The sequence below is a fragment of the Dehalobacter sp. DCM genome (assembly GCF_024972775.1).
GTDB lineage: Bacteria > Bacillota > Desulfitobacteriia > Desulfitobacteriales > Syntrophobotulaceae > Dehalobacter.
Genome location: NZ_CP092282.1, coordinates 868,826 through 883,312 on the forward strand (window position 1 = coordinate 868,826; position 14,487 = coordinate 883,312).

General features: G+C 41.5%; 15 protein-coding genes, 1 tRNA gene and 1 riboswitch. Of the genes, 14 read left to right on the forward strand and 2 right to left on the reverse strand.

Features of this window, described 5'->3' with window-relative positions:
- The first annotated feature begins 265 nt into the window (after positions 1 to 265).
- The 5 genes from LPY66_RS04220 (at position 266) to LPY66_RS04240 (ending at position 3,536) form a co-directional block, all read left to right on the forward strand.
- Positions 266 to 1,444: a DNA cytosine methyltransferase gene (locus tag LPY66_RS04220; RefSeq protein WP_337986853.1), complete on the forward strand. Its 1,179-nt coding sequence runs from the start codon at positions 266 to 268 to the stop codon at positions 1,442 to 1,444.
- A 16-nt stretch (positions 1,445 to 1,460) separates the two neighbouring features.
- Positions 1,461 to 2,195, forward strand: coding sequence for a PmeII family type II restriction endonuclease (locus tag LPY66_RS04225; protein ID WP_337986854.1), 735 nt, complete (start codon positions 1,461 to 1,463; stop codon positions 2,193 to 2,195).
- Between the two features lie 213 nt (positions 2,196 to 2,408).
- Positions 2,409 to 2,485: transfer RNA gene (locus tag LPY66_RS04230), tRNA-Thr, on the forward strand.
- A gap of 184 nt (positions 2,486 to 2,669) precedes the next feature.
- Entirely contained in the window at positions 2,670 to 2,867 is a 198-nt protein-coding gene (locus tag LPY66_RS04235) for a hypothetical protein (RefSeq protein ID WP_337986855.1), read from the forward strand.
- A 372-nt stretch (positions 2,868 to 3,239) separates the two neighbouring features.
- Entirely contained in the window at positions 3,240 to 3,536 is a 297-nt protein-coding gene (locus tag LPY66_RS04240; RefSeq protein WP_337986856.1) for a DUF5658 family protein, read from the forward strand.
- Between the two features lie 124 nt (positions 3,537 to 3,660).
- On the opposite strand, the gene hypB is transcribed toward LPY66_RS04240, so the two are convergent.
- Positions 3,661 to 4,329 carry a hydrogenase nickel incorporation protein HypB gene (gene hypB / locus LPY66_RS04245; RefSeq protein WP_337986857.1) on the reverse strand — a complete coding sequence of 223 codons (669 nt, stop codon included), beginning with the start codon at positions 4,327 to 4,329 and terminating at the stop codon, positions 3,661 to 3,663.
- A 255-nt stretch (positions 4,330 to 4,584) separates the two neighbouring features.
- Between hypB and LPY66_RS04250 the strand changes: the two genes are divergently transcribed.
- The gene (locus LPY66_RS04250) at positions 4,585 to 5,223 is read left to right on the forward strand and encodes a cobalamin B12-binding domain-containing protein (RefSeq protein ID WP_337986858.1); all 639 of its coding nucleotides are present in this window, start codon (positions 4,585 to 4,587) and stop codon (positions 5,221 to 5,223) included.
- Between the two features lie 201 nt (positions 5,224 to 5,424).
- Here the strand turns inward: LPY66_RS04250 and LPY66_RS04255 are convergent, their stop codons facing one another.
- Positions 5,425 to 7,140: an IS1634 family transposase gene (locus LPY66_RS04255; RefSeq protein ID WP_337986488.1), complete on the reverse strand. Its 1,716-nt coding sequence runs from the start codon at positions 7,138 to 7,140 to the stop codon at positions 5,425 to 5,427.
- 308 nt (positions 7,141 to 7,448) lie between these two features.
- A riboswitch (cyclic di-GMP riboswitch) is annotated at positions 7,449 to 7,533 on the forward strand.
- Between the two features lie 105 nt (positions 7,534 to 7,638).
- Between LPY66_RS04255 and LPY66_RS04260 the strand changes: the two genes are divergently transcribed.
- The 8 genes from LPY66_RS04260 (at position 7,639) to LPY66_RS04295 (ending at position 14,485) form a co-directional block, all read left to right on the forward strand.
- The gene (locus tag LPY66_RS04260) at positions 7,639 to 8,310 is read left to right on the forward strand and encodes a prepilin peptidase (protein ID WP_337986859.1); all 672 of its coding nucleotides are present in this window, start codon (positions 7,639 to 7,641) and stop codon (positions 8,308 to 8,310) included.
- A gap of 70 nt (positions 8,311 to 8,380) precedes the next feature.
- Positions 8,381 to 8,542, forward strand: a complete 162-nt coding sequence (locus LPY66_RS04265) for a Flp family type IVb pilin (RefSeq protein ID WP_337986860.1) — start codon at positions 8,381 to 8,383, stop codon at positions 8,540 to 8,542.
- A 150-nt stretch (positions 8,543 to 8,692) separates the two neighbouring features.
- Positions 8,693 to 9,139 (forward strand): TadE/TadG family type IV pilus assembly protein, encoded by a 447-nt coding sequence (locus LPY66_RS04270; RefSeq protein ID WP_337988020.1) that lies wholly within the window; start codon positions 8,693 to 8,695, stop codon positions 9,137 to 9,139.
- A gap of 3 nt (positions 9,140 to 9,142) precedes the next feature.
- The gene (locus LPY66_RS04275) at positions 9,143 to 10,183 is read left to right on the forward strand and encodes a TadE/TadG family type IV pilus assembly protein (protein ID WP_337986861.1); all 1,041 of its coding nucleotides are present in this window, start codon (positions 9,143 to 9,145) and stop codon (positions 10,181 to 10,183) included.
- Between the two features lie 19 nt (positions 10,184 to 10,202).
- The gene (gene cpaB, locus LPY66_RS04280) at positions 10,203 to 10,907 is read left to right on the forward strand and encodes a Flp pilus assembly protein CpaB (RefSeq protein ID WP_337986862.1); all 705 of its coding nucleotides are present in this window, start codon (positions 10,203 to 10,205) and stop codon (positions 10,905 to 10,907) included.
- A gap of 46 nt (positions 10,908 to 10,953) precedes the next feature.
- Positions 10,954 to 12,105 carry an AAA family ATPase gene (locus LPY66_RS04285; protein WP_337986863.1) on the forward strand — a complete coding sequence of 384 codons (1,152 nt, stop codon included), beginning with the start codon at positions 10,954 to 10,956 and terminating at the stop codon, positions 12,103 to 12,105.
- A 46-nt stretch (positions 12,106 to 12,151) separates the two neighbouring features.
- Positions 12,152 to 13,501 carry a CpaF family protein gene (locus tag LPY66_RS04290; protein ID WP_337986864.1) on the forward strand — a complete coding sequence of 450 codons (1,350 nt, stop codon included), beginning with the start codon at positions 12,152 to 12,154 and terminating at the stop codon, positions 13,499 to 13,501.
- Positions 13,502 to 13,519: 18 nt separating this feature from the next.
- Positions 13,520 to 14,485: a type II secretion system F family protein gene (locus LPY66_RS04295; RefSeq protein ID WP_337986865.1), complete on the forward strand. Its 966-nt coding sequence runs from the start codon at positions 13,520 to 13,522 to the stop codon at positions 14,483 to 14,485.
- Positions 14,486 to 14,487: the final 2 nt, after the last annotated feature.

A 14,487-nucleotide genomic window follows, 5' to 3' on the forward strand; every position in this document is an offset into this window, starting at 1 on the left:
AGTTTACATCAATTAAGCTTTTATTGGTTTCCCTACATATGAGAGCTATTGCTTCCACAGACTGCTGTTAGAAAATATCCGAGACATACAATTTCTAGCTATATCTGAAAAGGGAATACCGGATATTCCTTTTTATTATTTTTATGGGTAATTACCTCCATAGCCATATTACTCTATAATTTATGATGTCTTATTAGAGGAAAAGGTAAGGTAATATAGAATATAGAAGTATTAAGTAAGACATCAAGAGAGGGCGAAATAAGCTATGACTTATCCCGTAATATCTTTGTTTAGCGGTGCCATGGGGTTGGATTTAGGATTAGAAAAAGCTGGTTTGGACATTAAAATTGGACAAGACTTCGACCCGTGGTGTGCTAAAACTGCTACATCCAATAGTAAACCATTTGTTTTAGGGGATATTCGTCAATTGCTTATTGAAGACCCTTCTTGCAAGTTTCTACTTGAACCTGCTGGATTGATACCTGGAGAAGCATTCGCCGTGGTCGGGGGGCCGCCATGCCAACCATTTAGTACAGCTGGAAAACGACTAGGAACGCAAGACCCTCGTGGAAGTCTTTTTATGGAGTTTGTAAAAGTAATTAAGGTCGTTCGTCCACGGTTTTTTATAATGGAAAATGTTAAGGGTTTACTATCTGCTGCAATTAAGCATGTGCCGCTAGATGAACGTAACGGAAAACCAGTAGACCCCGAGGAACTTCCTGGTTCAGTATTTCACTTTATTAGAGAGACATTCCAGGAATTGGGATATAAACTTGTTCACGGTATTTTGGATGCATCTCATTATGGTGTACCACAATTTCGAGAGCGTTTATTTATTATTGGCTCTCGAGACTATGAAGATATTTTTTTACCCGTACCTACGCATTTTCAATTTCATCAAGACTTAGGTTATCGCTGGCTAACCTTGCGAGATGCCATAGAGGATTTAGAAGGCAATCCTGGCCCGTATACGACGTTTTCAGCAGAAAGATTAAAGTATTTAAGGCTTGTCCCTATGGGCGGTAACTGGCGTAATTTACCTCCTGATATTGTTGAGTCGGCAATGGGTGGAGCATATAACAGTGGAGGAGGAAAAGTTGGCTTTTATCGTCGTTTAGATTATGAGCAACCCTCTCCAACTCTTGTAACAAGTCCAGTACAAAAAGCAACAATGCTTTGTCATCCAATACAGGATAGGCCGTTATCAATTAGAGAATATGCTCGGATACAACAATTTCCTGATGATTGGATAATTGAAGGTAGCATTAGTGATTGTTATCGTCAAATAGGCAACGCTGTTCCCCTAGGATTAGGAAAAGCAGTTGGGCAAATGTTGTTAGCGGTTGCAAATGGAACGGCTAAAATTAATACAAGACGTTTTCGAGGGACTTCAATTCATGATAATTTGGCTAGAATTCAAAATATTATGTTAGAAGCTAATTAAAAAAGGTGTTGTTTTAATGGTTAATTCTTTGGAGTTAGAACAAAAAATCAGTGACTTATTGGACGACTTTTACAGAAGACGTATTGATAAGATTAAAACTTTGAAATTGAATCATGCATTATCAAGAAAAAATCCCTATTTGTATAGAGCAATAGGGGTTCAAAAAGCATCGGATATAGTTGAGGGGTTATTATCTGCCTATATGTCCAGTAGTGATGAAGGGATTTTTGGTGACGCTTTTTTTGAGCCATTAGCAAAGTTTGCTTCTGGCGGTGTCGTATCACCATCCGAAGGGGTGGATGTGGCTAGAGAAACGGAAGCAAGCTACTCTGCCATAGCTGTAAAAAGCGGGACGAATGTTTTCAACGCTCAAAGTCGAAGAAGACAAGGTGATGATTTTAAAGCATTAGAAAACCGTTTGCGAAAATTACAGAAACATTTTGATCCGGTCGTTGGTTATTGCTATGGGAAAAAACAGCAGAGCAAGAATTCTAAAGCAGCATTCCGAGAACTTGCAGGACAGGCTTTTTGGGAGTTTATTACTGGTGATTCTGACTTTTATCTAAAGATAATTCAGTTAATGAAAGATAAACCTCAAGAGCATTTGATTGAATATAAAGCTGCTTGGGACTCAGCTATTAATCGTTTTACGCATGAATTTATCGAAGAATTCTGCGATGAAGATTATAATATTGATTGGGAAAAGCTAGTAAAATTTAATAGCGGGTTACCACTTCAAAAGGGGAAATGAAAACATTACTTGCTAAACAGATACTAGATGTTTTAACGAAGAGGAATAAACTCTTCGTTTTCTACTTCAATCGGTATGCTCACTTTTCAATATTCTTAACAGGATACAGAAAATGACTATTGCCAACGTTTTTAAACATTGGTAATATTAGATAAGCAGAGTAATGATGAATTGCTTAATTAAGTCTATGAAAACTTGAAATGCTGATTATAAGCCACGATGTGGCTCAGGGGTAGAGCAGCTCACTCGTAATGAGCAGGTCGTCGGTTCGATTCCGACCATCGGCTCCACTGAAAACATAGACACCGCAATGATTTGCGGTGTTTTTGATTTTATAAACTAAGCTTATTTGTCCTAACACTGCAATGCGTTGCAACCCGATTATTTTCGTTGTAAGATTATAGCAATCTGGATAAGCAGCAGCCATATTTTCCAACTGCAACAAAGGAGTATGAGAAGACAAGGGGGAATTAGATGATCAGCGCAGCAGATCAAAGGTTTCGTGAGCTGAATAGGCTGTATGAAACGGCCTTTGGCGAACGCATACCACTGATGATGATCCCGGAGACTGAAACAATTGATGGTTTGTGGAAAAATATCCACGATAGCCTGGTTGCTGGAAAGAACTTACTACCTGAACTATATGAATGGATAGATGATGTCTTATATTAAGAACCACTTTCTTTATTAAGGTGGGTTTTTCGATACTGTTCATACCCCTAAGACGTGTCATGAAGCGTTGAACGTTTAATCTAACACCAAAAGAAAGCCAAACGTTGCTTTACAATAGTGGAAGTCAGAAATAACAAAAACACAGGAAAAGTCAAAAAAGCCATAGGGCTTTTTTTTGTGTCAGGAAGTAAATACCTTTAATAAGACAAATTCGAGCGAGCATATTAATGAATATAGAGTAACTGTAAAGAGGTGGATCGCTACAATAGAGCAATAAGTAACTATTTTGGATGTTTTAGTAAGTTTAAATCTGGTGAATCTATTAAGGAGTGATTTGATCTGCCCATTTACAGCCTTCAAGGATGACGTTTTATGAACAAATTACCATACATTTTAATTTTTTTAATGACCATAGCAGATACTTTGTTTACCGCAGTGGGAATGACTAAAGGAATCATCGCGGAAGCCAATCCAATCATTAAATGGATTTTTAGCGTTAATACAACACTAGCTTCCGTTACCGTAGTCATGTTTGTCGGTGTCTTGCTATTAATGATTTACAGATTCCGAAACCACATACGTTGGATAAAATATGGTCTGGGCTTGTTGGTTATAGCAAAGGTAGGAGTTTTAATACTGCACTTGAGGTGGATTATAGAAGTTATATAGTACTGATTATGAAAATTGATACCCTCAATAACAAAAAAACGACTATGATCTGTGAAGATTAAGTCGTTTTCTTTCATAAGTTAATATCCCTTAACGAAGTATACCTTATAGTAATGTACTCTGTTTAATTATTCCAGGCGGATACTTCCTTGCGTATCCAGCCGGCTAATTCATCAAAGCCCTGACCGGTCTTTGCAGAAACTTCAAAAATAATAATATCGGGGTTTAATCGGGTTGCGCGTTCCCTAACAGCAGCAAGGTCAAAGTCAAAATAATCCAAGCAATCTATTTTATTGATGATCATGATATCGACAGTCTGGAAAATCAAGGGATATTTCAGGGGTTTATCGTCGCCCTCGGGCACGCTGAGGATCATGGCTTTTTTGGACGCACCGGTATCAAATTCAGCGGGACAAACAAGATTTCCAACGTTTTCCAGAATGACAAAATCCAGATCGTCAATTCCAAGGTTGTCAATTCCCTGTTTTGTCATATAGGCGTCAAGGTGACACATACCGCCGGTATGAAGCTGAATTGCCTTAATTCCAGTCTTGGCAACTTTTTCGGCATCCACAGCGGAATCAATATCAGCTTCCATGACCCCAATGTTCATTTCATTTTTTAATTTTTCAATGATGCGCAGAACAGAGCTGGTTTTACCTGAACCAGGAGAGGACATAAGATTAAGCAAAAAGGTTTTGTTCTTCTTCAGCTCGTCTCTAAGTTTATCTGCCTCCATATCATTGTTTTCAAAAATGCTTTGTTTAATTTCGATAATTTTTACACTATCCATTAAAAACACCTCATTATGATATTTCTTTTTTCTTATTTTATCATAAGAGCTTAATAATACAAAATATAGCATTTGACATTTATGTGTTTGTACAATAAAATTTTTAGCAAATATATCTTCTGGGATAATCGATTGAAAAGTTAAAATATTTTTGCTAAACTTTTGTCACGGGCAAGAAACTTGTTTGTTTAATATAAACAGTCCTATATTAAACAAAGGAACTTATTGGCAATACATTTGAGTATGGAGGCACAGATGATAGATTTAAAGATATTAACGGATGCCGTTGGTGACCTTGATGAAGACGCCCTTATGAATATGCTGAACAATTTTGTTGCTTCACATCCTTCGCCAGAAGAAGGTCAGGCAGTTGTTGCGGCTTGTCAACTGGGAATGGCTAAAGTCGGTGACTTATTCGAAAGTGGCGAATACTTTGTTGGTGACCTTATTTTTGCTGGCGAACTTCTTACCCAATCTATTGAGATTCTCAAGCCTGTGATCGGCGGGGGAAACACAGCTAAGGTAGGAAAAATCGTTGTCGGAACAGTAGAAGGTGACCTGCACGATATAGGGAAGAATATCTTCAGGAGCATGTGCGAAGCTGCCGGATTCGAAGTCATTGATCTGGGAATTGACCAGAGTCCCAGTGCATTTGTTCAAAAAGTAAAAGAAGTACGACCCGATGTGGTGGGTATGAGCGGTGTATTGACTTTAGCGTTAGACTCCATGAAAAAGACTGTCGAGGATTTAACTACAGCCGGAGTACGTGACAGTGTCAAAATCATCATCGGTGGTAACCCGGTAACACAAGAAGCTTGTAAACAGATTGGTGCCGACGCCTTTACCACTAATGCTGCTGAGGGAGTAAAGATCTGTCAGGCTTGGGTTCAATAGATAACACGTTAAGTACGGAATTACGACAGGTCCTATAAAATTTTTCAAATAATTGCAAAATTTTTTAAAAAGAATATTTACAAAGCTGAAATAATGTATTATAACCTGAATTCCGAAGCAAATTAGATAAAATAACAGCGCAAACCCTTGGTATATAAAGGATAGCGCTGTTTTTGTTTTATCAAATTCTCATGGTGTAATTTAGCTCTTTTTAGTATCAGCTAAAATATTTTTTATCTCTTTTAGCGTGAGGAACTCTTTTGAAAAATCAACGCCCAAGACATCTTTCAATGCTAAAGATATCTCATCAACATGATCAAAGATGTATAGGTTTTTGTCTACTCGCGTACATTCTATTTTTCGTAAGCTATCAAGAATGTGCGTTGCCGAATACTTTCCATCAAATTGGTGCTGAAGAATCCGAATGATGGCCAGAGCCATAAAACAAATAAGGAAGTGCGATTCTATGCGGTCTTGCTTGGAAAGGTAAATCGGTCTGGTTTTTAGGTCGCTCTTCGTGATTTTAAAAGATTCTTCAATCCGCCAAAGCCCACGGTAGATTTCGATGATTTCCGTATCAGACTTATCCAGTTCACTGGTAACGATGGCATAGTACCCATCAAATTTTTCTTCTTCCCGAAGTTTTGCCTCATCAAATACCGGTCGTTTGTTTGCGGTAATGATCTCGCCGGTTTCTTTATCGTATTCAAGATTTTTAACGTATTTGGCAGCACCGTAGGAAGTGGCCCTATTGTACTTACCAGGGTCTCTTACAAGCTCCATCGCTTTAAGTAAAGCCGGTTCTCTTTCAGCTTTGGCACGTCGATCATAGTCTCTTGAATAAAAAATGATCTGCTTTTCATCAATGCGTTTTTTCACCGGTTTATTGTCGTTTCCGACGACACTGATCTCTCTGGGATAGATTCGTGATTTAATCTTGTAGTCATCGCCGATCCAAGTATAGCCGTCCTCATCAAAGACATAGTCTTTCAGTTCCTTATGAGCCCCTCGAACGGTCTGGCTGTACACATACCCGTCGCCGCGCATGACGTGGTAGTTAATGTTCTTTGCTGTGTTGTTTCCCTTATCGGCGACAATAATAACACGACCTATGTCATACTCTCTTTTCAGCTCAGCCAGCATGGGACGCACCGTTTCGCAGTCATTGGTGTTTCCCGGGAAAAGCTTGTAGGAGATTGGGATACCCATCGTATCCATAAATAAACCCATCTGAATGATTGGATCAGGGCGATGTTCTTTAGAGACACCTTTCTTCTTCATGTCGTCTTGTTCGTCGATCTCGAAATAGTAATTGGTTACATCGTAGTATACCAACTCTGTCGTTCTGCCGCAGAGAGCTTTAACCTTGTTATGGAGATGGACCTGTAAGTCATCTCGGTACTTGGCAATGATACTTAATGCTCCGTACACATTATCCAGCGAGAAATCCATATTTTCAAAGTACCGGTCTTTGTTCTCGAAGGCTTTTTTCTTTGAAGCCGGATCTCTAAGGCGTTCAAAGATCAATAACTTAACAACATTGTTCAGGATATATTCAATATTCAGATTCCGCGCCCTGTTAACAAAAAAAGTATGGAGTTCAAGATCGTGATATATCTTACTTAATGCAGCATAGCCGAAATACTTTCTGTTCATATTACCAATAGTTAGAGTAGCAGCCCTGTTAATCTTAATCTGATCGATGGATTTAGATAGCTTCTCCTCAGCATCCATTTTTTCAACGACTGAAGTGAAGTGTTCAATTGGATCGGGATATATTTTTTCAAGGACATCCACGTAACCAAACGATTCAATGGTTCGCGTTCGCGATTGTTTTCTTACAGGATCATAAAAGTTTGTGGCAGCTGACAAATAGGTTCTGCCTGTCTTAGAGTGAAATGCTTTTTTTAAATACATGAAAACACCTCGCGTTCACTTAGACTATATACTTAATTATATCACAATACGTTACATTACGCCATATAAATATGATTTAATTTGACTAAAAATATATTAAAAAAACCTTGCATTTGCAAGGCTATTGCTCACTTATTATTAAATTATTGCTTCTGAATTAGGGAGTAAAGATCTGTCAGGCTTGGGTTCAATAGATAACACGTTAAGTACGGAATTACGACAGGTCCTATAAAATTTTTCAAATAATTGCAAAATTTTTTAAAAAGAATATTTACAAAGCTGAAATAATGTATTATAATGACCTCACAAATCGATAATAGCAAACTTGTCGAAAGGCAAGGACGCAAAGCTACGGGCCTAAAACCTTCGGGTTATGGTCGCCGGGTTGCCGAAAGTGTAGGACATCAGTATATATGCCCTCTTTAGGTAACCCCCTAAAGAGGGCTTTTTGTATAGGCTGAAAAGGTATGTCGATTTGAACACGAAGAGGGTTATACAATGAATGCATTCATTATTCTGATTTCCGGTATACTCGCCGGCTTACTCATGGAGAAGATCACAGTTCTTCTCGTGAAGAGAAGAGTGAAGGAAATCGAAACCCCAAAATTTACGGGAACACCTCTCCGCAGCATGGTCTGGGCGCTGCTCAATGGATTAAGCTGGCTTGCTGTGTACCTTTTAGATGGCCTTAGCGCAAGAGCCATCGAATGTGCACTGGTCATCTCGGTGGTCATTATTATATCCGCCATAGACATTTCGATCAAGAAGATTCCCAATGAGTTGCTCTTGTCCCTTCTAATTATTCATACCGGCGTACTTATTGCTGAGGGACAAATCAACAGTATTCTTCCAGCGATATTTGGACTCGCAACCGGATTCTTCGTCTTTATGCTTCCTTTCCTTGTTGGCAAAAGCGCTGGCTTTGGTGATCTCAAATTCTCTGCAGTGGTCGGGTATATATTAGGTGTCCATGGCGTTCTGCTATCAGTTATTATCATGGTTGCCCTGCTTATCCTGTTTACGCTTTATCTAATCGCAACCCGTAAAGGGGGCTTGAAAACAAGATTGGCGCTGGGTCCTTTCATGGCAGCAGGCGCTCTGGCGGTTATGATCTATAATTTGGCATTAGGACAGAATCTCTTTAGCTTCATTACCCTATTTACGCTCTAATCGTACAGGTATAAATCCAAACCAATGATCTTAAATAATTATTTTGTTTTAATAAAGGAGGAGAACCCAAATGAAACAAATCGCGAAAAGATTCTTTAAAGAGGAAGACGGACAAGGTATGGTCGAGTATGGACTTATCATCGGACTGATTGCTATCGTTGTCGTTGTCGCGTTAGTTATCCTCGGACCGAAGATTGCCAACCTGTTTAATAATGTCAGCAACAAATTGTAATCCCTAAATTGGCTTAAATTGAATTTGATCTGTGGTGAAACACCTTGTTTTAGCTGCGCTCTGTTGATCTTATGAACTCGGGGTGCAGCTAAAGCACTATTTGGCTGTATTGCGGTTTTCGAAGGATTACGAAGGCTGTGATTGCAGCAAATGCTTGATCCGGAAGGAATGATCCCATTGCTGAAACAATTGTTAAAAAAAATAAAAGGGAATAAGGGGCAGGCTGTGGCAGAGTTTGCACTCATCCTTCCGATACTTCTGCTTATTCTGGGGGGGATTATTGACTTCGGCTGGATCATGATGAACCAGAACGCAGTCGATCACAGTGCCAGAGAAGGCGCGCGGTATGCGATTGTTCATGCCATAGAACCCAATGCAGTAACCAATATCCAGAACTATACGAAGGCATTGACGCCGTCTTTTATCTCCGGATCACTTGTGGTTACGGTAACCTTTTCCAATACGACTTATCCGAGGGAAGGCAATGTCACCGTATTGACTTCCAGCGACGTCAGCATATTGACACCGATTGTAGGAGTATTTGTCCAAGGCGATACAATTCATCTCGATTCTTCATGTACGATGAAGGTGGAATAATCATTGAGAAACATCACTATTACATATAAAACCAAACAATTTAAAATTCTGTTAAAACGATACCTATCCATAGCAGTGAAAAATGAAAAGGGTGTCGTGGCTGTTATCGTCGCTTTTGCCATGGTCGCCATTTTAGGAATGGCAGCCCTGTCGCTAGATATGGGTACAGCCTATTTAAGCATGGGGAAAATGCAGAAAGCGATTGATGCTGCGGCATATTCAGCCGGGAGACAGCTCCCGGTTCGAGTCGATGATTATTATGCTATTAATGCGATAAAAGAAAAAGCCGCGCAATATGCCAGCATCAATGGGTGTGATACATTATCTGCAAGCGATGTCACTTTGGGGGGTGCGGTTTTTGACTATTACACCAATATACAAATCCAAACCCAAGGCAGTGTGGATACGTCCTTTGCCCGTATTTTTGGCGTTGATTCTTTAGACTTCACCAAAAAGGCCATGGTCAAGATGTCCGCCATTGAGCAAACCACAGGTTTGACTCCCTTAGGCGTGGAAAAAGTAGAGTTCCAGCAAATTGTTCAGAAACAATTAACTGACGGTATACAAAAAGCCGTATTGAAGAACAGCGCCGGCGGAGGCATCGGACCGTTTTACAGCATTTTGGATTATGACGGAAAAGGCGGCCAGGGTGTGGACTATAGTCGGGATTTAGGACCATTGGGCTATACCGGGGTTGTAAAAGTTAACGATATATTATTTAAGGGGTTTGGGGCCAAAGTGGGTATCAGCAATGAAATTTATGAAGCGCATGCCTGCCCTCATTATCCAGCTTGTACACCGGAGAATTATGTATATGGCTGCCCGAGTATATTGAAAATACCGGTTTACACCGTTGTGGATAAAAAAACGATACGCGTGGATGGTTTTGCTGCTTTTCTCCTGCAACCGCGTACCGAGGAAGAAAAATCCTCTGATGCGATCGTTGGGATCTATGTAAAATCGCTCAGTACGGGCACAGCCAGCGGAGGCGATGTCACCGAGTCCGATTTTAACTGGCTGCAGACCTTAATGCTTGTAGAATAATGGAAAGGCGAGGATTGGTGTGAAAAAGCTTATTATCTTAGCACTATTACTGGCCGTCATAACCGGAATGGCGGGCTTCTTATTTCTTTCTAATTTGGAAAAGAAGGTGGAGAAGAATGCCTTGGGAGGGACAACACCGGTCGTCGTCGCCAAAGTCCAGATCCCGGAACGGACAAAGATCACACCCGAGATGGTCGAAGTAAAGAATATGCCCACGGAAGCCGTTAATCCGCTGGCGGTAAAGGACGGAAACAGTATTGTCGGGCGGGTCACGAAAGTAACGGTAGAATCCCAGGAGCAACTATTGACGTCGAAGCTGGTGGGTGAGGCAGATCGTGACGTAGAGCTTGCCTATGCTGTCAAAGAAGGATATCGGGCCCTCTCCATCCGAACGGATGATATTGACGGCGTATCCGGATTTCTTGTTAAAGGGGATCGCGTTGATCTTATCATGACTATTGATTTAAGAATACAGAGTAAGAACGAAACCGTCACAACGGCCACGATGGTCGCAGAAAATCTGGAGGTCTTAGAAATCGGACTCAAGCAATCCCCTGAAGATGGGTCTCAGCTATACACCGCGGTTACCTTAGCTGTTCCAGCTAAGGATGTTTTAAAGGTCAACTATGGTATAACCAAAGGAGACTACCAGCTGGTTCTGCGTTCAGCCGCGGATAAGACCATCGTTAATCCGCCGGATATAGTGTACTATTACAAAGAGTAATAAATGTTATCACGACTGAAATCCTTTCCTGGGAAGGAAGTAGCAGATGGAAAAAATTAAGGTTATGCTTATTGGGGTCGATGGCAGTAAACTATTTGAACTGAAAAATCTTCTGCGGCATGAGGATGTCGCCATCATGGGCTATACCAAGCTTGAGGATGGCGCCCTGGAGAAAGTATACAGCTTGAATCCCCATGTCGTTCTTGTCCAGTGCGGCAGTGAATATGACAGCTCCGTTAAGCTTGCCGAGCAGGTCTATGTTGAACTTCCCGGCTGCAGTGTCATCCTTCTGTGTGACAACACCGACAACAGTATCGTGGAGCGCGCGATGCTCGCCGGTGTACGCCGGGTACTGCCAATGCCGATCGATGGGGATACGCTCGTTGAAAACATCAAGACAGAATTCTCCATTGAAAAGCTTCGGCTGCAAAAAAGCAAGCATACAGCGGCGGTCAACCTACAATCCAAAGTCATTACTGTGTTTGGAGCTAAGGGTGGTATCGGGAAAACCACGATTGCAGTCAATCTCGCAGTCTCTTTAGCGCAGATGGGCAGTAAAGTTGCTGTCATCGATGCGGACTTGCAATTTGGCGATGTCAATGTGTATTTTGACATTGAAACAAAGAATACAATCGCCGAATTATCTCAGGGACAGGATACCGCCGATATTGATGCGATCAGGCGATTTACCGTTTTGCACCATTCAGGCGTCAACGTGTTATGTGCACCGAACAGTCCTGAATATGCTGAATACGTTTCACCGAAGAATATTGAAACAATCATTAATACCATGCGGCCGTATTATGATTTTGTTATTGTCGATACACCACCGCTATTAAATGATATTTCACTGGCCGCCATTGAAAATGCGAATTTGGTACTGCAGATCACGGGCATCGATATCTCAACGGTGCGCAATACAAAAACAAGCCTGAATATATTAGGATCGCTCCAACAGACCGATAAAATTGAAGTGATTGTTAATAAGTTTACCAATAGTATTATTACCGTAAAAAATATTCAGAAGATCATTGATATGCCCATTAAAGGACAAATACCTTTTGATTACAAAACAGCGTTGGAAAGCCAGAACAAAGGTGTCCCGGCAGTACTTGATGCTCCTCGGTCACCCATGGCTAAAGAACTGGTGAGGCTGGCCAGCGTTGTCGCTCAGAGCATAAATCCCAGCAACAGATAATACGTTGCAACAACATATTTATAACCGTATGGGCAGGTGAAACGGTATGGGACTTCTGGATAAAATTGAAAGGCAGAAGGGGACCCAACAAAAAGGCGACGAACATGAGGAAATAAAAAGAGCCGCTCGCAACCTGGATGCTTACTTAGATTTGAAGTTAAAGATCCACCAGGCAGCCATCGACGAAATCAATAAAAAGCAGATGAATGCACCCAGCCGTGAAATAGCCGAGGACATTCGCAAGATTATCGATGGTCTGATCAACATTGAAGCGGAAGACATAAATATTTCCCAGCGCAGTAAGCTCGGCGAAGAGATCCTTGACGATATCGTTGGTTACGGACCGTTGGAGGCCTTAGTCAAAGACAATACGATTACAGAAATCATGGTCAATGGACCCAAGCGAGTATATATTGAAAAAGACGGAAAAATCCAGCTTTCGGGTATTGTATTCCGGGATAATGACCATGTGATGAATATTATTGACCGAATCGTATCCTCCGTGGGCAGACACATCGATGAGTCCAGCCCCATGGTTGATGCCCGGCTTGATGACGGCTCCCGTGTCAATGCCATTATTCCGCCCTTATCGTTAATTGGTCCGGTGATTACGATACGTAAATTCTCCAAGACACCGATTCGGGTGGAACAGCTCTTGGATTTTGGTTCTTTATCAAAAAAAATGGTGGCCTTCCTGGATGCCTGTGTCAAAGGCAAACTGAATATTATCGTATCCGGAGGGACAGGAAGCGGTAAAACCACGTTATTGAATGTCTTATCCAGTTTTATTCCGGACACTGAGAGGATCGTTACGATTGAGGATGCTGCCGAGCTGCGGCTGCTGCAGGAACATGTGATCACGCTGGAAAGCCGGCCGGCTAACCTGGAAAACAAAGGGCAAATAACCATCCGTGACCTCGTTGTCAACGCCTTGCGTATGCGCCCGGACAGGATCATTGTCGGTGAGGTTCGTTCATCAGAAACATTGGACATGCTGCAAGCAATGAATACGGGTCACGACGGCTCTCTTACTACGATTCACGCCAATTCCCCAAGAGACTCTCTGTCCAGGATCGAAACCATGGTATTAATGTCGGGAATGGATCTGCCCCTCAGAGCAATTCGGGAACAAGTATCTTCGGCAATCGATATCATAGTCCAGCAGTCCCGGATGCGGGACGGGACACGTAAAATTATCAACATTACGGAAGTCAGCGGCATGGAAGGTGACACGATCATCATGCAGGATATCTTTAAATATGAAATGTCCGGTGAATTTGACAGTCATGGCAAGATCAGAGGAAAGTTTGTCAGTACCGGCGTCAGGCCGCTGTGTGTGGAAAAGATCAATAACAGTGGGATCATGATCAATCCAGACTGGTTTGTAACCGACTGATATCCGAGGTGAAAGACGATGGAAAAGGTCATTTTGACGATACTCATCATGATGGAACTGTTTCTGATCATCATGATCATTCTGCAAGTAGGTTATAAAGATAAACTGCTTATTAAAGCGCGTTTCAAACGAGTCATGTCCATCACCGGTCCAGACGAAAGACAAATTATTAAACAAGCCAAGCTGAAGCGAAAGAATAAATTAAAAGAGAAAGATAAAGAAGCGGGACGCTTGGGCAAGCTGCTGACGAACCTGGAAAATGAATTATCCTCTGCGGGCGTGTTAATGCGCTCTTCAGAATATTTAGCTATCTGGGCATTTGCCTCGATCGGGATTCCACTGATATTTTATCTCATCACACGCAATGCCATTGTGGTTATGGCTATTCTGGTTATCGGTTTTGCTCTGCCGCCATTGTTGTTGCATCGCAAAAAGCAAAAACGCGTCGATTTATTTGAAAAACAGCTGGTGGAAGCGATAGCAGTCATGTGTACAAGCCTTAAAACAGGACTAACCTTACAGCAATCAATGATGAGTATTGCCAATGAAATGCCTGAACCGATATCCAAAGAATTCGGACGGGTTCTCAGGGAGATCAGCCTGGGAAGCAATCTGGAAAAAGCACTGTTTAGCATGGCGGATCGGCTTAATAGCAAGAACTTTATGATCATCGTCTCTGCAATTTCGATTCAGCGGCAGATTGGGGGCAATTTGTCGGAAGTGCTTACGAATCTTTCAACCACCATCAAAGAAAGATTTCGGATCAAAAGTGAAATCAAAGTAATGACCGCGACCGGCAGGACTTCGGGCTTAATTGTCGGATTTCTGCCTATCGCCATGCTGCTGATGTTTATGTTGATCAATCCCTCCTTTGTGCATGCCTTTTTTGATTCCACAGCGGGCATTATTCTTATTTCGGTAGCAGCGCTTCTTGAGACAATCGGGTTTCTATTCATCCGGAAAATCGTCAACATTAAGTATTAGTG